Below are 19,299 nucleotides of genomic sequence, written 5' to 3' on the forward strand. Positions count from 1 at the left end.
CTACTGCGCGTGCTCGATGACCATCTGCACGCGGGTGACGCCATTGAAGGTATTGTTGTCCAGGCGGTAGGCCACCAGCGCGCTGGCGCCGAGCGAGTCGGCGTGGTTGAACCAGATTGCATCGAAGCGCTGGCTGCCGCGCCCGAGCTGCAGCTTGAGGTGCTTGCCCTTGAGCACGCTCTGGCGCAGCACGTCGAACTCGCCGCAGAAGGTCGGCGCCGGGAAGCCCTGGCCCCACACCTGCTGCTCGAGCAGCGCGACGAATTCCGGGCTGAAGCAGCCATCCTCGATATCGCCGTCGGTCTCGATCACGCGTGCCAGCTGCTCATCGCTGAGCCATTCGCGCCCCACCGCTTCGAACGCTTCCATGAACTGCCCGAAGGTGTCGGCGCGCAGCGTCAGGCCGGCCGCCATGGCATGGCCGCCGAACTTGACCAGCAGGCCGGGGTGGCGCTTGGACACCAGGTCCAGCGCGTCGCGCAGGTGGAAGCCCGGGATCGAGCGGCCCGAGCCCTTGATGGTGTCCTCGTCGCCCGGGGCGAAGGTGATCGTCGGCCGATGGTATTTCTCCTTGAGTCGCGAGGCCACGATGCCGATCACGCCCTGGTGCCAGGTGTCGTTGAACACGCTGACGGTAAAGCGCGCCGCGGGGTCCAGCGCGCCCAGCGGGCCTTCCAGGATCTGCAGCGCTTCTTGCTGCATGCCGGCCTCGATGTCGCGGCGCTCGCGGTTCATGCCGTCGAGTTCCTGGGCGATCTCCCAGGCGCGGTTGGCGTCGTCGGTCAGCAGGCACTCGATGCCGAGCGACATGTCGGCCAGCCGCCCGGCGGCGTTCAGGCGCGGGCCCACGCCGAAACCCAGGTCGAAGGTATTGGCGCGCGCCGCCTCGCGCCCGGCGGCGCGGAACAGGGCGGCCACGCCGGCGTGCATGCGCCCGGCGCGCATGCGCTTGAGGCCTTGCGCCACCAGGATGCGGTTGTTGCCGTCGAGCTTGACCACGTCGGCCACGGTGCCCAGCGCGACCAGGTCGAGCAGGGCGTCGAGGCGCGGCTGGGTCTGGGCATCGAACACGCCGCGGCGGCGCAGTTCCGCACGTAGCGCCAGCAGCACATAGAACATCACGCCCACGCCGGCCAGGTTCTTGCTGGGGAATTCACAGCCAGGCTGGTTCGGGTTGACGATGACCGCTGCCGCCGGCAGCTGGTCGCCGGGGAGGTGGTGATCGGTCACCACCACGTCGATGCCGAGGGCATTGGCCGCGGCCACGCCGTCCACGCTGGCGATGCCGTTGTCCACCGTGACGATCACGTCGGGCTTCTGCTGCGCGGCCAGCGCGACGATCTCCGGGGTCAGCCCGTAGCCGTACTCGAAGCGGTTCGGCACGATGTAGTCGATGCGCGCGCCCAGCATGCGCAGGCCGCGCACGCCCACCGCGCAGGCGGTGGCGCCGTCGCAATCGTAGTCCGCCACGATCAGCAGGCGGCGGCCGGCGGCGATGGCATCGGCCAGGTAGGTGGCGGCGTGGTCGATCCCCTTCATTGCTGCCGGCGGTACCAGGCCGGGCAGTTCGGTGGCGAGCTCGGCCGGCTCGCGCACGCCGCGCGCCGACAGGATGCGGGCCAGCGTGGGATGCAGGCCGGCGCTGGCCAGCGTGCCGGCGTGTTCGGCGGAAAAGGATCGTACGGCGATTCGGGTCATGTAGGGACAGGCAAGAGACGGGGTGAGGCGATCAGGCGGCGTAGGCCAGGTCGGACAGCAACGCGCGCCAGTCGCCGCGCGCGCCCAGGCCGCGCCAGAACTTGCGCAGGTCGGCGCGGCGCACGGTAAATTCGGCGTAATGGTTGTCGCCGGCCAGCACCAGGGTCAGGGCCGGCAGCGTGCCGTCTTCCAGTGCGGCCAGTGCCGGCGCGAACCAGCTGGCTTCGAGCGCATGCATGCGCTCTATCCATAGTCCCCAGTCCTCGCCGATATGGGCTTCGACGGCATCCTCCAGCAGCACCATCGTGCGCCCTGGGGCCGGCGTGGCGTCGATCGCCCCGAAGCGCGGCGGCGCTGGCCGGCAGGCACCGCCGCCGGCCAGCGCCAGGCCGCGCAGGAAGGCGTCATCGGTCAGCGCGGTGTCGGCCAGGCGCGGCACCGCCTGCAGCTTGCCGCCGCCATGCAGCCAGACCGAATTCACGGTCTGCTCGCCGGCGGCCTCGCGGGCCTGGTTGACCGGATGGTCATGCCAGGTCATCTGGATTTCGTTCTGGAGCCGGCGCCAGTCGCGCGCGCGCTCGCCGGACTGCATCCAGGCGTCGATATTGCGGCCGGTGGCGCGCAGGGGGCTGGCCGCGACCAGTGGACCGAACGCCGCTTCCGGCAGGTACCAGCGATCCGGCTGGGGCGTTTCAAGCGCGATGCCCGACTCCTGGAGCAGGCCGGAGACCGCCTCGTACAGGGCAGCCGCCTCGCCGGCGCGCAAGCGCAGGTGGACCGGGTTCATCAGCACCAGGTGGTCGCGCGCGGCATGGATATGGACCGGCTGCAGGCAGGCCCAGGCCTGGCCGTCGTCGGCCCCCGGGGTGCCGGCGGCGGCCATGTCGGCCAGCCGCATGAACGGGGCGCTGGGCACGCGGACGGTATCCAGCCCGGCGCGTCCGGCCAGCCATCGCTCGTGCGGCAGCGAGCGCAGGAAGGGATCGTCGTGCCGTTCGCGCGGGCCGGGGCTGGCGCGGGTAAGCAACTTTCCCAGCGCCGGCAACTCCAACTGCCGCAGGAGCGCCTCGAGCATGGCGTTGTTGCCGCCGCCGTGCGCTTCTGTGGCGGCGCCCGGCGGGACGGAAAAGGGCACAATCAGGGTCAGGTGCGTCATCATGGTGGCCGAGATTGTAAACTTCCGGCTGGCGGGCGGCTGAAATATCGTCCGGACAGGCTGTGGCAGACAATGGCAGATGTTGCCGGCAATGTGGCGCCGGCGTTCCTCCTCAACGACAGGGATCCTTCTTGAACTTTCCGTACGAATGGCAGATCGGCTGGCGATATACCCGCGCAAGCAAGCGCGCCAGCCGCAACACCTTCATTTCCTTCATCTCGATGATCTCCATGCTAGGCATCGCCCTTGGCGTGGCGGCGCTGATCGTGGTGTTGTCGGTCATGAACGGCTTCCAGAAAGAAGTGCGCGACCGCATGCTGTCGGTACTCTCGCATATCGAGGTGGTCGGCCCCGGCGCGCTACCGGACTGGCAGAAGACCGCCGCCGAGGCCATGCAGAACAAGGAAGTGATCGGCGCGGCGCCCTATGTGGCGGCGCAGGCCATGCTGACCCGCGAGGACGCGGTGCGCGGCGTGCTGCTGCGCGGCGTCGAGCCGGGCGAGGAGCCCAGGGTTTCCGACATCGGCAAGCAGTTCCGTGCCGGCAGCATGGATGGCCTGCTGCCCGGCGAATTCGGCATCGCGCTGGGCAACGAACTGGCCAACGCCATGGGCGTGCAGGTCGGCGACAAGGTGACGCTGGTGGTGCCGCAGGGCACCATCACGCCGGCCGGCGTGCTGCCGCGGCTCAAGCAGTTCACCGTGACCGGCATCTTCTCGTCGGGACATTTCGAGTTCGACAACGCGCTGGCGCTGATCAACCTGCACGACGCCGAGACCATGTTCCGCCTGACCGGGCCGACCGGCGTGCGCCTCAAGCTGACCGACATGCAGCGCGCGCCGCAGGTAGCCGACGCGCTGGCCGGCACGCTCTCCGGCGAGCTCTACCTGCGCGACTGGTCCAAGCAGAACCGCAACTGGTTCGCCGCGGTACAGACCGAGAAGCGCATGATGTTCATCATCCTGACGCTGATCATCGCGGTGGCGGCCTTCAACCTGGTGTCCACGCTGGTGATGACGGTGACCGACAAGCAGGCCGACATCGCCATCCTGCGCACCATGGGCGCGCAGCCGAGTTCGATCACCAAGATCTTCATCGTGCAGGGCGTCGCCATCGGCTTCATCGGCACCCTGGCGGGCGTGGCGGGCGGTGCCCTGATCGCCTGCAATATCGATGTGATCGTGCCCTTCATCGAGCGGCTGCTGCACGTGCAGTTCCTGCCGCGCGACATCTACTTCATCAGCGAACTGCCTTCGGACCCCCGCGTGAACGACATCGCCACCATCGGCATCCTCTCCTTCGTGCTGGCCACGCTGGCCACGCTCTACCCCAGCTGGCGCGCTGCCCGCGTCAACCCGGCGGAGGCGCTGCGCTATGAGTGAGACCATGCTGCGCAACGCGCCGCAAGGCGATGCCGCCTCCAGTCCCGTCGCTGCCGCCACCGGCACCCCGGTGCTGCAGGGCGAAGGCCTGACCAAGCGCTTCCGTCAGGGCGGGCTGGACGTGACCGTGCTCAGGGGCGTGGACGTGCACGTCGACGCCGGCGAGAAGGTCGCCATCGTCGGCGCATCCGGTTCAGGCAAGAGCACGCTGCTGCATGTGCTGGGCGGGCTCGACAACCCGGACAGCGGCAGGGTGGCCCTGAAGGGCAAGCCTTTCACCTCGCTGCGCGAAAGCGAGCGCAATATCGCGCGCAACCGCGACCTGGGCTTTATCTACCAGTTCCACCACCTGCTGCCCGAATTCACCGCGCTGGACAACGTGGCCATGCCGATGCGCATCCGCGGTCTCAGGCAACGCGAGGCGCGCGCGGCCGCGCAGGGCGTGCTGGAGCGCGTGGGCCTGGGCGACCGCGCGCAGCACCGCCCCGGCGAGCTCTCCGGCGGCGAGCGTCAGCGCGTGGCGATCGCGCGCGCGCTGGTGGGTAGCCCGGCCTGCGTGCTGGCCGACGAACCGACCGGCAACCTCGACGACCACACCGCGGGCGGCGTCTACGACCTGATGCTGGAGCTGTCGCGCACGCTCGGCACCAGCTTCGTGATCGTGACCCATGACCTCGACCTCGCCAGCCGCTGCGACCGCGTGCTGCGCCTGCGCGACGGGCATCTCCACCGCGAACGCTGAGCCGTTCACCGCGCCGCCGCAGCCGCCATGTGGATCGATACCCATTGCCATCTCGATGCGAGTGAGTTCGACACCGACCGCGAGGCCGTGACCGAAGCCGCGGCCGCGGCCGGCGTCAGCGGCATCGTGCTGCCGGCGGTGGCCGTGTCGAACTTCGCCGCGGTGCGCGCGCTGGCGCGGCGCCATGCCAGCTGCGTCTATGCGCTGGGCATCCATCCCTTGTACACGCCGGGCACCGGGCAGGCCGACCTCGACGCCCTGCGCCGCGAAGTGGAGGCCTCGCTCGGCGATCCGCGCTTTGTCGGCATCGGCGAGATCGGCCTCGATTTCTTCGTGCCGGGGCTCGATGCCGCGCACCAGACGTGGATCTATGCCGAGCAGCTCAGGATCGCCCGCGAGTTCGAGCTGCCGGTGCTGCTGCACGTGCGCAAGTCGCAGGACCAGGTCGCTGCCCAGTTGCGTCGCGCCGGCGTGCGCCAGGGCATCGCCCACGCCTTCAACGGCAGCGCGCAGCAGGCGCAGGGTTTTGTCGACCAGGGCCTGAAACTGGGCTTCGGCGGCAATCTGACCTTCAGCCGCGCGAAGCAGATCCGGCGCCTGGCGCAGGAGCTGCCGCTCGATGCCATCGTGCTGGAGACTGACGCGCCCGACATCGCGCCGGCCTGGCTCTCCGACGACCAGTTCGGCGAGCAGTACAAGGCGCGCAACACGCCTGCCGAGGTGGTCGGGGTGGCCCGGGTGCTGGGCGAATTGCGCGGCATCGACGCCGCGCCGCTGGCGCGGGCAATGTGGCGCAACTCGGTGGCGGCGCTGCCGCGCCTGGCGGCGTTCGAGGCCGTCATGTTCCCGGAGGCATCGTCTTTGGCCTCGGCTGGCGACACAAACGGCAACCTTCCGGTTTCCTCCTGACACGCTCCTCACCGTGCATTGACCGTATAAACGGGCGCTTGTGAATCTCTGCGGAGACTGGCATGCGCCTGGTCCTGCTCGCCTTCGTGGCGGGGAGCTGGTGGCTGCAACAGCAAGGCGCGCTGCCGGGCCGCGCGGCCGCCTGCGTGCTGTCGATGGCGGGCACGGCGGCGCTGCTCATGGCCATCCTCCTGCGCAACCGGCATCCGGCCTGGTCACGCCTGGCCCTTCTTCCTGTTGCGGTGCTGGCCGGCTTCGGCTGGTCGGCGTGGCGCGCGGACGCGCGCCTGCAAGAGCGGCTCGCGCCGGAGCTCCAGGGCGTCAACCTGGTTGTCGGCGGCGTGGTTGCGGGCCTGCCCGCGCAGGCGGCACGTGGCCAGCGCTTCGAATTCGCACCTGACGAGCCGGCTGCGGGGACGGCGCGCGCGCCGCAGCTGCCGCCGCGCGTCGTGCTGGGCTGGGAGGATGCGCCGGACGACCTGCTGCCCGGCCAGCGGCGGGTCTTCGCGCTGCGCCTGACGCGGCCACATGGCCTGGCCAATCCGCACGGCTTCGACTACGAATTCTGGCTGCTGGCGGGCGGGTTCGGGGCGACAGGCTACGTCCGCGCCGAGCGCGGGCCCGTGCGCGAGGCCGTCGGCGAACGCCTCGAATGGCGGATCGCGCGCTGGCGCGCCCGCGTGCGCGACCACGTGCTCGGCAGCCTGCCCGACGACGCCCGCTTTGCGCCCGTGCTGGCGGCGCTGGTGGTGGGCGACCAGCGCGGCATCCGGCCGCAGGACTGGACCTTGTTCACGCGCACCGGCATCGGCCACCTGATCAGAAAGTCGAGGCTATGAATACATCTTTCGACTACAATGATGTCAGTCGACAAAAAGAGAAGTATTGTGCCCACAGCATACTCGTACATACGGTTCTCCACCCCAGAGCAAAAGAAGGGCGATTCGTTGCGTCGTCAGATGGCGCTTTCTGAGAAGTACGCTGCCGACCACGGCCTGACGCTCGACACATCGCTTAATCTGCATGATCTTGGCGTATCCGCATTTGATAGGTCGAATATCGAACGTGGCGAGTTAGGGGCTTTCTTGACCGCCGTGGAGGAAGGTTATGTAGCGGCTGGGTCCTATCTGCTGGTTGAGTCGCTTGACCGGCTGTCCCGCGACAAGGTTCGCGCCGCACTGACGCTCTTTATGTCGATCTTGGAGAAGGGAATTACGATTGTCACGCTGGCCGATGGGCGGGTCTATGATCCCGGCAAACAAGATGTGTCTGACCTGATCATCTCCATAACGATCATGGCGCGGGCACACGATGAATCTCTGATGAAAAGTCATCGGATAAGGGCGGCGTGGAGTAATAAGCGTGAGCTTATTTCCGAAAAGAAGCTGACGGCGCAGTGTCCAAAATGGATGCGACTGAGTGATGATAAGTGTACATTTGAGTTCATCCCGGATCGCGTTGAAATTGTACGAGAAATCGTCCGGTCGGCGAAAAACGGGATGGGGCAGTCACAAATCGCCAAAATCCTGAATGCCCGGTCGGTTCCGCCATTTTCAAATCATGGAAACGGCTGGCATTCAAGCTATATTCAGAAGATTCTCACTTCGCCTGCATTATATGGGGAGTTTCAACCGGCAGTTTTTGAAGGTGGGAAGGCTGTACCCCACGGCGATCCGGTTGTGGACTATTATCCGGCGCTTATTTCGAAGCAAGATTTCTACTTCTTGCAAAGTCTTCGATCGCAAAACGCTTTCGGCGGAGGTAAGGCTAGGAAGGGCGCTGATGTACCGAATCTATTAAGCGGCGTGGTTAAGTGTGGGTACTGCAATAGTACGATGGTTCTGGCGGGAGCGGCTGCGAAACGAGTCAAGAATGACGATGGAAGTGAAACCAAGAGACCGTCAAAGAAAGTGCTTGTATGTGACGGTGCGCGACGTGGATTAGGCTGCTATGCCGTCCAGTGGGGTTATAAGGAATTCGAAACTAGTTTCTTGTCATTCTGTCGCGGGCTTGAATTGGGGCAGATTTTGGCAGTTGCAGAACCTGCGAAAGCGAAGGACCGTGCACTTTCGATTGAGGAGCAATTGCAGGCTGTGAAGGCAGAAATTGAGGAAAATCGCCACCAATCGAAAAATCTAACCGATGCCATCGCCGTTGGGAAGGCACCTGCCGTTATCCTTGATAGGATTCGTATCTTGGAAGATGAATTAGATCGGCTGAATGAATCGGAAAAGAAACTTGATGCGGAACTGAATATCATCGCAGACGCGAAACGCGATTTTGAGTTGGCCGGTGAAACGATCCGTGATTTAATTTCCCGGATGGAATCATTGGATGGCGAAGCCTTGTTTGCTGTTCGTGTTGCGCTGGCTGCACAAATTAGGCGAGTGATTGAAGTCGTGAAAGTATATCCGGCAGGTAGCCTAAAGACACCGGAACAGATCGAACGTATAAGGGCGGGGCTGATCGAAAGTGGGTTTGATGAAGCGAGTATCGAAAGTCACATGCTGACGTATCAAACCTCTCCCAGAAAGCAAGGGAGAGGGGGGCGGGGACGTTATGCATCGCGCAGGGATATAGACAGGCATTTCCTGATCCAAACCAAGAAAGGCGGGTACAGTGTCGTTAGTCCAACCTTCGATGATCCTTCAGTAGCAGTCATTGAATTGGGAACGTGGGACTGATATTGGTAGCGGCGGTATCGGGACATCGCAGCCTGACCATGTTGAAACGGTACTACCATCCGTCTGCTGCCGATCTGGCGAAGACGATAGGTTGACCGGACAGGGCATCCATGACTGAAGGCCATCTGGAAGTCGATCTCCTTCCAGATCAACCGGGCTGTCCGGGCTAATATTGGGGTACCGAATATCCATAGGCTACCCCAATGATCAGATGCCTTCCGTATGAACCAGTGCCAGACGATCAGGTGATATGGCACTACACGGATTTTTCGAAGTTCTTCGGCATGCTGGAAAGCAAGCAACTGCACTTCACGACTGCCTTGGAATTGCGCAAGAAGGAGCCGTATGAACTGCGGGTTCCGGTGTCCCGTGTAGCTGGTGTTATCGCCGAGACGACGCGGCAGCTAGATTCGATCACCGGCCTCGAACCAGATGTCCGTGCCCGCATACTGGCTGACGTTGCCGACGATACCAAGCACCTACACCACTTCGCAGTCAGTTGCTGGCATAGAAGCGACATGGAATCCTATGCGATGTGGAAGGCGTTCACCAACGGCAACGATGGGATAGCCATCAAGACAACCGTTGGGCGGCTGAAGCAGGCATTGCGGGCATGCCATGACCAACTTTTCCACGACGGCAATGTCCGATACATTGACTACAGCCGCGACGACTTCCAGCCTAATGGCTATAGCAGTGGGTTCGAACACCTCTTCCATAAGGCGCGGTTCTACGAACACGAACGAGAGTATCGGTTGGTAGTTGGTCTCAAACTGCCGGTTGGCAAGACCTTCAACAGCTATAAGGAAATGCTGGAAGACCCAATCACGGACGGTTCGCGACGCGTAGACATCGACATTGCTGAACTGATCGAAGGCATCGTCGTCTGCCCATATGCGGCAGGTTGGTTCAAGCCGACCGTCGAAGCGTATCTAGGGCGCTCATATCCAGCGATAAATGTGACACATTCGGCTGTTTTGAGTTATCCCGGCGTGGCTTGACAGCAGTATTCTGCCTTGATAGGATCACTTCGCCCCGATTTGAAGATCAGCTTGCGGGGGCGTTAAAAATGCAGCTAAAGCGTGGGAGACCCGTTTAGCTTTTTGCAAGCTGAACGGGTTTTTTCGTTTTACGTCGCGGAGTTATGACTACTTGCAGCGCGACTCACAAATGCTTGCTAAAGGGTCGCCATGCCTCTCTACCCCGAAGGCCGGTGATCGCCGGAATCATCGGGGCACGGAGATGCAAATGGCACAGCCGATATTGGGTGTTCTGCCTTCCTTGGACAGACTGTTCGAGAACTTCCAGTTCCAACGGGATACGCCGCCACCAGACCACGTCCTGCTAACCGGACTGCCCGGCACTGTCCGCACCAGTTCCTTCCTCTTCACCAAGCCACGTAATGAAGTGCGGGATGCCGTAGCTGCGCGCTGCACGAACGGTGCCATTGGCGGATTTCGTGTGATCCGTTCGGCGCACTGGATGAAGCAAAGTCTGCTTCCGGTGTACGCATACGACCTGCCGCACATCGCCAGTTTCCTCGTTGCCCTTGTTCCATATGCCGAGCATGGGCGGTTCGAAAACCGTGTGGGAGACTGATCATGAAACCTCGTTTCTCCGACTATCCCATCGGCAAGCTGCTTCTGGACGTGATGGCCCGGTCAGGATTGGCCCCGAAGGATTTCTTTGCTGAACTTGGCTATTCAAATTTCAGCAAGGTCATGGCATCCCTTGATGGCTGGCTTGAGTGGGGTGAAGGCAACGCGTTGCTGCTGGATAGGATTCAAGCCAGCCGGTTCGCCGTGGGCAGTGACCAACTCGCTGTGGTGATGGCCGCCAACGATGTACAGATGCAGCAAAGGCGTGCGGACGAAGCCAAACGTGAGGAAGATGAAGTAAGGAAATGCTTCCACCCTTTCATCGAAGTGATCCCTGAACTTTCCCGCCCGACCCAGATAACCCTGTATTGCGTCACAGGTGGAAACGGTCGCTTCAACACCCGCCTGCCAGACGATATATCGACATGGTCTTGGGAAGATCAACTGACCTACGTGAAAAAGATCGTGAAGGAGAACTTCGCAAAACACGAAGGCCGAACGTTCTTCAGGGGTCTTATCAAGGGCTACCTGTACCATCCCACATTCGATGATGAACCAATCCGGCTGACCATCACTGGTGATGTTGATACATCGGACAAGCCTGATGCAAATACCGGGTGTACCTATCTCATGATGAACAAACATTGCCTATTTTTTGAGCAGGGCACCGGAAGTCCATCAAAAAAATGATCTTGTGCGTCTAGTCCCGATGCGGAAGAACTTCCGGTCCTCGATGATAGAAACGCGGAACCCGATGCCGTTCTCGGTGCGTAGCCAGATGCCGTCAGGCTGGACCTTGTGAGGAACCAAGCCGCTGTCGCGGATGTGGGCTTCAAGGGCGTCGATGGCGATGTCGGATTCAGCGAAGATTTTCGTCAAATAGGTTCTCCATCCGTAGACTCCGCTGGTCTTGGTTGAACGACCGGGACGACATCCGGCGTACTGTCGTCCCGCTATGACAGCCTCGTGGGCTTAGTCGTTAGCCGGTCCGATGAACTTCTTGCCGAACGTAGTCAGATGCACATCTTTGCCAAGGTTGTACTTCCGCGACTCTGCCGGGTGAATACCATCGAATTCGTCAACTTGGATGATGCCGTCGATGTCCGTGTAGTTCCAGTTTGCATTCATGCCCTTCGCGGTCGTGCTGGCCTCATATTCGCAGCCATCACATGAACGCTTGTCCGTCAGCGTGATGCGTTCGCTGCCATCCTTGATGGTGCCGATGACGTGTGCGTTCGCTGCCGTCGCGCCAGCAGCCAGCAACAAACCAATAATCAATTGAGCTTTCATAGACTTCTCCGGTTGTCAGTGGTCGAATAATGAAGAACCGCCGATGAACGGCGGTCGGGTCTAGTCTTGGAACGGCGTCACATCGTGGACAGGGCTTGGATGCGGGCTTCGGTCGTCTTCAGAAGACAGGCCGCATCACCGCAGGCATTGCGTTGCTGCTTGATCCATGCCACCTGATCGGCCTTGGCCGCACTTGGATCGGCGGATTTCGACTTGGCGGCGGCGTATGCGGCTGCAAGGCGCCGGTCAGCGTCGGCGGTTTCCGGGGTCGAACAGATCAGCTTCTCGATCTTGGACGACGCCTTCCCGCAGTCAAAGCTGGCTGCAATTGCGGGCGTCGATGCTTCCGGCTGTGCTGTCGGTGCCTGCGGTGCCGGTTGCGGTGCTGCCGCTGCTGTTGCTGGTGCAGTTTCGACAGCGGACTTCCCTTCGGACTGAGGTACCGGCGACGGTGCCGCCTCAGCCGATGCCTTCAGAACGCTGGCGATACCCTGTGGCAGCGGGCACTGCCTGTTCAAGCTGTCCGACAGAGCAATGAAATTGGGGTACTTGTCCGGGTCCAGAGTTTTCGTTTGAACGATGTAGCCGATGCGCTGGAAATCGTCTTGGTTGAAAACCTGTTCGAACTGGTCCAGCCTGCACCGGCAAAGATCAAGATTCGACTGTTTGCCGCATTCCTGAGCAACGGCGTCCTTGTACGCCTTGTCCCACTTCACATCGTTCCGTTTTGATGCCGAGACATCGGCGACCGTGTATGCCAACGCACCATACGCTGCGCCATACATACGAAAGTTACTTGATGCTTCTTTGGCATTCACAAAGGTGATTTCAACAAGCGGCCCGTTCTTCCTTTCCTCTTTGTCTGCCGGGACCGATACCCTGTAGGCAATTTCTTCGTTGAACGCCGGTCCAGTCTTGCGGATGGCCTCAGCAAAAATCCCGTTCAGCCCACCATCACCAAGCGTTTTCCTTGCCCTTGCCAAATCCTCGTCCGGGAAAGTGATGATCAGATTGCCTTTGCAGTTCACGAATTGCGATGCCGTGTTGCGCCCCGTTTCGGTAATCATCTCGACCCGGAAGTTGATGCGCTTGCGCTCAATCGCCATCCCCAGATCGGGAATCCCGGTACCGGTAAGCTGGTCAGCATAGTTGTCCGTAATGATTTCCTTCACGTCCGGCGACGCGCAGTCCAGCTTGGCTGTATCACCGAACAGGCTTGCAAGGCTGAACGATGATCCAGCCGACGAAGCCTGATCGGTTGGTTGGGCGTCGTCATCGCTGGACCCTTGCGTGGCGAACAGCAGGCCGGCGACGGCGACGGCATACAGGACCGCCACCCCAAGCGCCGCCAATACCGGCTTCACCAGCGACTTTTTCGCATAGGTTTTCCCGAAGCCGTCCTTCACATAGCTGACTTGCTTGCGACCGGAGGCCACGTACCAGATGAAGAAGTAGATCAGCCCGCCGATGTTGACGAACCCGCGAACTGCGTCGCTGTCACCACCAGCCTTGGCTGCAAAGCAAACCGCAGCAGCCATCGCGGCCAAGACGAGCAAGCTGACATAGAACCACGCCTTCGACGTGGCTTCCCGTTCCGGCTGTCCCAGAGAGCGCCAGTTCGATGCCTGTAGGTAGCTTCCAAATGCCGGGGTAAACATGACACTAAGACCGGCGACGGTCGATGGATTCCATATCGGCTGATTCTGATTGTTCTGCATGTAGTTTCCCCCCTGTACTGTTCTGAATAGATGCGCCCGCAATACTACCAAATCGGTAGCATCTGAGACGAGCCAAAACCGGACGATCTTTGTCTTCAGCCACTTGAAGGCAGGTATGTCGGTATTCGCACAACGGCTCAAAGCAGCACGCCTACGCACCGGACTATCGCAGGAACGTCTCGGCATCGAGGCCGGACTTGATCCGATGTCGGCCAGCGCACGGATGAATCGCTATGAGCAAGGAAAGCGTGCACCCGACGCACAGCTTGTCGAACGGATCGCCGCCGTATTGGGCGTACCGGCCGCGTACCTTCATTCAGCCAACGACGAAGAAGCCGAATTGCTTCTCAGATTTCACCGTCTGAACAAGAAGCAACGTGCCAAGGTCATCGCCTTCATTGACGAAGTGTCGGGATAGACGAAGCCGGGTTATGAAGTAGCCTGTGCAGTCGATTGCGACCGGCAGCTTGGAAGTAAGCCGACGCGTTCGCGTGGTGCAACCTTGCTGGCTAGATATGCGGAGAAGTGGATAAGGTCGAAAACCTTTGTGGCGCTGGTGCCCAAGGATAAGGGCAGGCGTGCGCTACCTGTTGCAGGCATAGCAAATCTCCGTTTTAGCCGGTATTCGACAACGTGTCAGGGACGGCAAGCTGGACAAATCCCCCTAGTTCCTGCGTCAATGAGGAAGCAGGCACAACGGCGAAGAAACACCAAACGAACGGAAACACTCGACAGCAACACCAATCTCTGGTATAATGCTATCCGCGTTTGGTTGAAATTTCGCCGAATTGTAAATTTTCGCATGAAGTTGCCACCATTGTCAACGGCTGGACTTGATCAGGTTCCAGTTTGACCAAGGAACCAACGTCAGGAACGCAAGGCACGGCGTGAGGCCAAGGGCCGAACCCTGCCTCAGCGGCTGTCGCCATTGACGACCAAAGGACCGGTTTCCGCCAGCGGTGAAGATTGCCGCCCCTATCGGCAATAGATGGGACTTCATGTTCCAAGTGAGCACCGGTAGGCGGACAAGGCAGTACCCGGTGATGGCCGAAGCGCAGTGCAGGCCAGCAACGCATTCGGACGCGATAGCGGACGAATGATGCATGTCGCCAAGGATGACCGATTAGCACTGCCGGTGTAGATCGGACCTCATATATTCGAGTTCGGAATCCGATGTTCGAACATCGGATTTGATCTGACTCGAAGCACCCCGGTGATGGCGAAGCGCCAGCGAAGCCTGCAACGCCATGAGGACGCGCAGCGACCGACTGCGGTGCTTCCATGATGTCCAATCAGGACTGGCGCTGAATATCAGGACCTCATTTCCGGCTGCCGAATCCAATTTTCGAACACCGGACTTGATCTGCTTCGACACACCAGTTGCTGCGTGGTGGCTTCGCGCCAGCGGGGCCAACGCAGTTCGGACGCGAAGCGAACGAACAAGATTGGTTACTGGCATACATCAGCCGTGCCAATCCATGACAGGTCGTGCATTACCTGCGCATCGCTGTCACTGATCTGAACCACTAATAGGTGATGACCTGAGATACCGGGTCTGTCCACCTACTGGTCGATCAAAGAAGGACCAGCGCACGAATTGGACTTCGTCTGATCGATGAAGACCAACTAGTTGCCTGCAATTCCACGTCACCTGTCCGTGAATTCGACGGCACGAAGTGGCGGCGATTCACCGAGGCCGCAGGCATCGGTTCCCTGTTCGCTATGAAGACCTCACATGGCGGGCATTTAACCCATCGAATCTGATGGGAACCCACCAGTTGATCTTGTTTGATGACTATGTTGCTCGTCCGCTGTCGCGTCCGAGGACGTTGCTGGCCTGCGCTGCGCTTCGGCCATCACGTGCCACTGGTTCTTAGCAAATAGGACCAGCCGCAACAAATCAAGACAACATCAACACGTCGTCTTTTAAAACTGTCTTTATGTATTCATAGGAAACATCGCAAACCATTGATATATAAGGATATTTCTTGAAAAAAGTTGCGGTTTTACCGCAGTTTTTTCCGAAGTCATAGCTTGGATTCGGAGCCGGATTCGAGCCATCACCAACAAGAAACGACCGGTGATCCGACGCATCATCGATTGCGACGATGCCACCAGTATCACCGGCCCAGAATTCACATGCACAACAGTATCGAAGAACTCAATGCAGTTTCACTCGCTGCCAAGACCGGCGTTACCGAACCCGACACCAGCAATCATCCGCATTTGCCTCTTACGCGGACATTCAATGCGGATGAAGTGCCGTCCCACGACGGAGAACGCAAATGGCCCGCTGATCCGTACACCCATCCCGCGAGGCCGACCGGCGCTGACCACTATCCGGCCCGACATCATCAGAGGGCGCAATCGCAACTTCAAGTGTTCTCCGTGGTCCAGAAGACGATTCCCGATTGGCTCTTGAAATTGGCGGGATGGAAACGCCCCAAGAAGGCCCCCAAGATCATCTACCTCGAACCCAATGAATGGGTCGATACCGATACCGGCGAGATTCTGACGAACGCGCAAGCGCGTAAGCAAGGCGCGACGACTGGACCTTCGGTATCATTGCGAACAATCGAGATTCAAGCCTTTATTCGCCAGTGCCCGCCCACCAAACGGGACTTTGTGGTCTACATCCTGAAACTGAGAAACAAGCGTGGCGGGCTGGTTATCGATCTAAAGACCGCCCTCGACCGATGGATCGACCGCAAACATCCGAACATCGATTCGACAGACCGGGCACGCAAACGGGAATCCCTTCAAAAATTCCTGCGTAAGCTCGACATCATGGCGGACAACCAGACACTCTCGAAGGAACTTCAGGTCATGGGATATTCCACCAAGACCGATTATCTTGGCGAAGAATCAGAATTCATCTACGCGTTTCCGATCCGTGCCAAGCCGGGTTGCGGCTTCCAATCAGACCCGGCGACCGAACGCCAGAAGCTGTCTGAATGGTTTGCTCAACGGGGACAGACCGTTGCTTCGGTAACTACCTGACGGTCGGAAGTGGCGGCCATCAAGGTAACCCATCTCACCGTCGGGTCAGCATATCCACTGCAATTTGCCACGGGCGCTGACGTGACTGCAATTGCCAATGCCAGATGTCGTCCCACGCCTGCTCATGTACTGCCAGATGCTGTGATCGAAGTGGGCGCGGTCGATGCCAAGGATGTCCGCCGCAGCGTTGATCACGGCTTGGTCCTCACCATAGCCTCTGGGTGCCAGCCCTGCCAGCCAGAGAAAGTTGCGCAGATGTCGGTCGATAGCACTGGTCGATACCCCGACCAAGATTTTGAAGTAGTCCACGGTCTTGGGACCGATACCCTTGATGGACCGTAGTTTTTGTAGATTGGCGGCATCGGACAGCCAGTCGCGGAGGTCTGCTTCGGTTTCTACGCTTTCAGCGGCGAACAGGTCAAGCACGTGGCAGAAGCGTTCGGCGCGGTCCTCGCCCCGCCAGTGAAGGAACTCCGTGGCACTGCTTGTTCCCAACAGGCGTAGAACTATGCTTGTCGTCCTTGCCTCCGGGTATTCGGCCAAGATGCGGTTCACTCGCGGCTTCACATGGCTTACGTACCGCAGGTTGGCTTGCAGGACGGCATCGGCAACAGTCGCGCCGATGTGCTCATAGTTGCCGTCAATAGTCTCGTAGACGACGAAGTCTGGAAGAGATCGAACGAATTGAGCAAGCCTTTCGGGATCAGACAGTGGCATGGCGTTTTCACACAGAGGTTGACCGCTGCTTTGAAGCTGGCGTCTTCCGGTGTATGCCTTTCACCATCAGTGATCAATCCGCTATTCGGCCATCATCCTGCTTGCGGTCGGTCTCCACGGGGTCCATGTGCAGCCGCAACCGCGCCTCGCATCGATGGCAAGTCAGCACATGTTAGAAACCCGTAGATCATGGGCGCGATCCTCCAAAATATTCTCGGATTTCCGGTACGCCCTACGGATTCACCACCGCCAGAACAGATGCCCGTGAGATGCCATAGGTTCGGGCCAAGGCACTGACCGTCTCGCCAGCCGCGCATCGATTCATTGGTCGTCCCCACCGATGTCTGGTTCAAACCGGCACCAAATGTGTCCATACTACCGCGATAGTCGGGTCGCCCAAGAACCCGGAACATCGAAGGGGTCTACATGCTTGCTACGCTGACGTTGGGCTGCTACGCCTTGTTCTTACTCATTGCACTGGTCGTCGCCATGCGTTGGATATGTCGCAACGATCCCGTATTACGTGAGGATGGGTCGCCAAGTCAGGACCCGGCAGACAGCATGGGCCACTGCAGTGGTGGTAGTGCGGCGAAGTAGATTTCGCCTTGCTGGCCCGCAGCCCGCTATGGATTTACCACTGCAAGAACGCTGGCCCGCGAGATACCATAGGTCCGGGCCAAGGCGCTGGCCGCACTCAACGGCGTCCCACTACGTCGGCAAATTCGCGCATCGCCGTGGCCGCTTTCGCTGCCGTACATGGCGTTCCGGGAAGGGGAAAGGCGAACACCTGTGCGTTGGAGAAATGAAGGTTAAGACCTGCATTGAAGCCGTATTCCGACTTCTGTCGCAACCCAAACCGATACCGAAGCAAGTTGTCGAGAACGCGCTTGTAAACGAAGACAACCACACGCGGATGATGCACGCATATCAGTTCGAGGATGCGATCCATCCCTGCCACATATTCCTCTGATGAAGGTTCGCTTCCATACGCACGCGGGACCTTCACAAGGTCCGTTATACCGAAGCCGTGGTCGAGCAGTGAATCATCTTCAAACCGGGTAGTAGGGTTGAACAGACCATATTCCTTCAATCGATTCCAGAACATCTTGCCCTGAGCGCCTTGAAAGTAGTGGCCCGCAGCGACACTTACCGGCGCTGGCGTCTTGGCAACGAACAGAACTTCAAGTCCGGGACGCGTGGGAAGAATGTCACGAAGCGTTTGAACATCCTGCCCGCCGACGGTCATTGTCACGCGGTTGCCAGCGGTCAGCGGTAGAGAAGACATGGTTGGTTCCCATCCTTTAGTCATGGGTCATAGGACAAGGGCGGCTTCCGGTCAAGCTGGTGACTACATCATGGCGTGACTTGTATGTCGCCCATCGCCGCCTCCCGCACCCGCATAATCGTTTGCCTGCTGGTCTTCATGTCGCGTGCTATCTGGGCAACGGGAGCACCAGCATTCAAGCGTTCCAACACCACGGCACGCTGTTCTTCGGATAAGGCTGATGGCCTGCCGAATACCTTGCCTTCAGCCTGCGCCCGACGAATGCCAGCCTGCGTCCGTTCAATCAAAAGGTCGCGTTCGAATTCGGCCACGGCATTGATGACTTGCATGGTCATCTTCCCTGCCGGGCTGGTGAGGTCCACACCACCGAGCGCCAAGCAGTGAACGCGGACCCCGGCAGCTTCCAGACGGTCCACCGTGGTTCGCACGTCGATGGCATTTCTGCCGAGCCGATCAAGTTTTGTGACGATAAGTACATCTCCACCTTCAAGCCGATCCAGCAGCTTGGAGAAGCCCTTGCGTTCGGATGCGGCGACGGAACCTGATATCGTTTCCGCAATAATCCGCTGCTTCGCCACAGTGAATCCCGCCGCTTCAATCTCCCTGACTTGGTTCTCAGTCGTCTGGTCCGCAGTCGATACCCGGCAGTAAGCAAAAAGTCGTGACATCCGCACCTCATGTGTCCGAAAGTGGAGTACGAATATTACACCCCGTCCGAAATGTTTACAAGCATAGTTTCGGACATGCAAATTCGGGCAGTCCGCATGTGCTCGGTTTCGGACATGCCGCGCAGGCCAGCTTTCTCGGATCGGCGTGGACCATGCGTCGTCATATGAAGGATTGAACATAAGCATCAACGGTCCTATACATCAGATGTACGGGATCACACTCCCTGATTCCCACACTTCTGCCCGCCCCAACGCCCCCCGGCGCTTCGGCGGGACTTTTCATGTGCTTCCGGATTGGCCCGATTGCATCGCCATCACAAATGCTGCTTCGGGCAACCGATCTTTAGCCACCGTCTGTCATTCGCAACAACTGATCCGCCCGATACGTCGGAACGCGAAGGCATAATAGCCACCTTCACGTTGCGCCAAGCGACCTTCGGACGACAAGCCAA

General features: G+C 60.1%; 18 protein-coding genes and 1 riboswitch. Of the genes, 10 read left to right on the top strand and 8 right to left on the bottom strand.

The annotated features are described in order from the left end of the window. Complete coding sequence (gene recJ, locus AC1DK4_RS14380) at positions 1-1,698, bottom strand: single-stranded-DNA-specific exonuclease RecJ (RefSeq protein WP_441618819.1); 1,698 nt, start codon at positions 1,696-1,698, stop codon at positions 1-3. Positions 1,699-1,729: 31 nt separating this feature from the next. Then, a complete protein-coding gene (locus tag AC1DK4_RS14385; protein ID WP_441618820.1) occupies positions 1,730-2,857 on the bottom strand; it encodes a hypothetical protein in 1,128 nt (375 codons plus the stop codon). Positions 2,858-2,985: 128 nt separating this feature from the next. On the opposite strand from AC1DK4_RS14385, the gene AC1DK4_RS14390 reads away from it, so the two are divergent. The 8 genes from AC1DK4_RS14390 (at position 2,986) to AC1DK4_RS14425 (ending at position 10,859) form a co-directional block, all read left to right on the top strand. Beyond that, positions 2,986-4,236, top strand: coding sequence for a lipoprotein-releasing ABC transporter permease subunit (locus AC1DK4_RS14390; RefSeq protein ID WP_441618822.1), 1,251 nt, complete (start codon positions 2,986-2,988; stop codon positions 4,234-4,236). Further along, complete coding sequence (lolD, locus tag AC1DK4_RS14395; protein WP_441618824.1) at positions 4,229-4,978, top strand: lipoprotein-releasing ABC transporter ATP-binding protein LolD; 750 nt, start codon at positions 4,229-4,231, stop codon at positions 4,976-4,978. Before AC1DK4_RS14390 ends, lolD begins: the two co-directional genes overlap by 8 nt. Positions 4,979-5,005: 27 nt before the next feature. Continuing rightward, the gene (locus tag AC1DK4_RS14400) at positions 5,006-5,887 is read left to right on the top strand and encodes a TatD family hydrolase (protein ID WP_441618826.1); all 882 of its coding nucleotides are present in this window, start codon (positions 5,006-5,008) and stop codon (positions 5,885-5,887) included. A 62-nt stretch (positions 5,888-5,949) separates the two neighbouring features. Further along, positions 5,950-6,726: a ComEC/Rec2 family competence protein gene (locus AC1DK4_RS14405; RefSeq protein WP_477131601.1), complete on the top strand. Its 777-nt coding sequence runs from the start codon at positions 5,950-5,952 to the stop codon at positions 6,724-6,726. A gap of 18 nt (positions 6,727-6,744) precedes the next feature. Beyond that, positions 6,745-8,571, top strand: coding sequence for a recombinase family protein (locus AC1DK4_RS14410; protein WP_477117400.1), 1,827 nt, complete (start codon positions 6,745-6,747; stop codon positions 8,569-8,571). Between the two features lie 230 nt (positions 8,572-8,801). Next, positions 8,802-9,572, top strand: a complete 771-nt coding sequence (locus tag AC1DK4_RS14415) for a DUF2971 domain-containing protein (RefSeq protein WP_477131602.1) — start codon at positions 8,802-8,804, stop codon at positions 9,570-9,572. A 21-nt stretch (positions 9,573-9,593) separates the two neighbouring features. Further along, positions 9,594-9,667, top strand: a riboswitch (SAM riboswitch). A gap of 152 nt (positions 9,668-9,819) precedes the next feature. Then, positions 9,820-10,170 carry a hypothetical protein gene (locus tag AC1DK4_RS14420; protein WP_477117402.1) on the top strand — a complete coding sequence of 117 codons (351 nt, stop codon included), beginning with the start codon at positions 9,820-9,822 and terminating at the stop codon, positions 10,168-10,170. 2 nt (positions 10,171-10,172) lie between these two features. Continuing rightward, positions 10,173-10,859, top strand: a complete 687-nt coding sequence (locus AC1DK4_RS14425) for a hypothetical protein (RefSeq protein ID WP_477117403.1) — start codon at positions 10,173-10,175, stop codon at positions 10,857-10,859. On the opposite strand, the gene AC1DK4_RS14430 is transcribed toward AC1DK4_RS14425, so the two are convergent. The 3 genes from AC1DK4_RS14430 to AC1DK4_RS14440 all read right to left on the bottom strand — a co-directional run bounded on the left by AC1DK4_RS14430 (position 10,848) and on the right by AC1DK4_RS14440 (position 13,177). Then, on the bottom strand, positions 10,848-11,048 hold the full coding sequence (locus AC1DK4_RS14430; protein ID WP_477117404.1) for a hypothetical protein: 201 nt from the start codon (positions 11,046-11,048) through the stop codon (positions 10,848-10,850). The two genes, AC1DK4_RS14425 and AC1DK4_RS14430, sit on opposite strands and share 12 nt — an antisense overlap. A 93-nt stretch (positions 11,049-11,141) precedes the next feature. Next, complete coding sequence (locus AC1DK4_RS14435) at positions 11,142-11,459, bottom strand: hypothetical protein (protein WP_477117405.1); 318 nt, start codon at positions 11,457-11,459, stop codon at positions 11,142-11,144. A gap of 77 nt (positions 11,460-11,536) precedes the next feature. Continuing rightward, positions 11,537-13,177, bottom strand: coding sequence for a lysozyme inhibitor LprI family protein (locus AC1DK4_RS14440; protein WP_477131603.1), 1,641 nt, complete (start codon positions 13,175-13,177; stop codon positions 11,537-11,539). Between the two features lie 115 nt (positions 13,178-13,292). On the opposite strand from AC1DK4_RS14440, the gene AC1DK4_RS14445 reads away from it, so the two are divergent. After that, a complete protein-coding gene (locus AC1DK4_RS14445) occupies positions 13,293-13,595 on the top strand; it encodes a helix-turn-helix domain-containing protein (protein ID WP_477131604.1) in 303 nt (100 codons plus the stop codon). Between the two features lie 1,721 nt (positions 13,596-15,316). Continuing rightward, positions 15,317-16,177 carry a hypothetical protein gene (locus AC1DK4_RS14450; protein ID WP_477131605.1) on the top strand — a complete coding sequence of 287 codons (861 nt, stop codon included), beginning with the start codon at positions 15,317-15,319 and terminating at the stop codon, positions 16,175-16,177. Between the two features lie 45 nt (positions 16,178-16,222). On the opposite strand, the gene AC1DK4_RS14455 is transcribed toward AC1DK4_RS14450, so the two are convergent. The 3 genes from AC1DK4_RS14455 to AC1DK4_RS14465 form a co-directional block, all read right to left on the bottom strand. Then, positions 16,223-16,894 (bottom strand): hypothetical protein, encoded by a 672-nt coding sequence (locus tag AC1DK4_RS14455; RefSeq protein ID WP_477117549.1) that lies wholly within the window; start codon positions 16,892-16,894, stop codon positions 16,223-16,225. A 694-nt stretch (positions 16,895-17,588) separates the two neighbouring features. Then, the gene (locus AC1DK4_RS14460; RefSeq protein WP_477131606.1) at positions 17,589-18,179 is read right to left on the bottom strand and encodes a uracil-DNA glycosylase family protein; all 591 of its coding nucleotides are present in this window, start codon (positions 18,177-18,179) and stop codon (positions 17,589-17,591) included. 68 nt (positions 18,180-18,247) lie between these two features. Beyond that, on the bottom strand, positions 18,248-18,847 hold the full coding sequence (locus tag AC1DK4_RS14465) for a recombinase family protein (protein WP_477131607.1): 600 nt from the start codon (positions 18,845-18,847) through the stop codon (positions 18,248-18,250). Between the last annotated feature and the right edge of the window lie 452 nt (positions 18,848-19,299).

Source organism: Cupriavidus sp. 05N38, assembly GCF_056397345.1.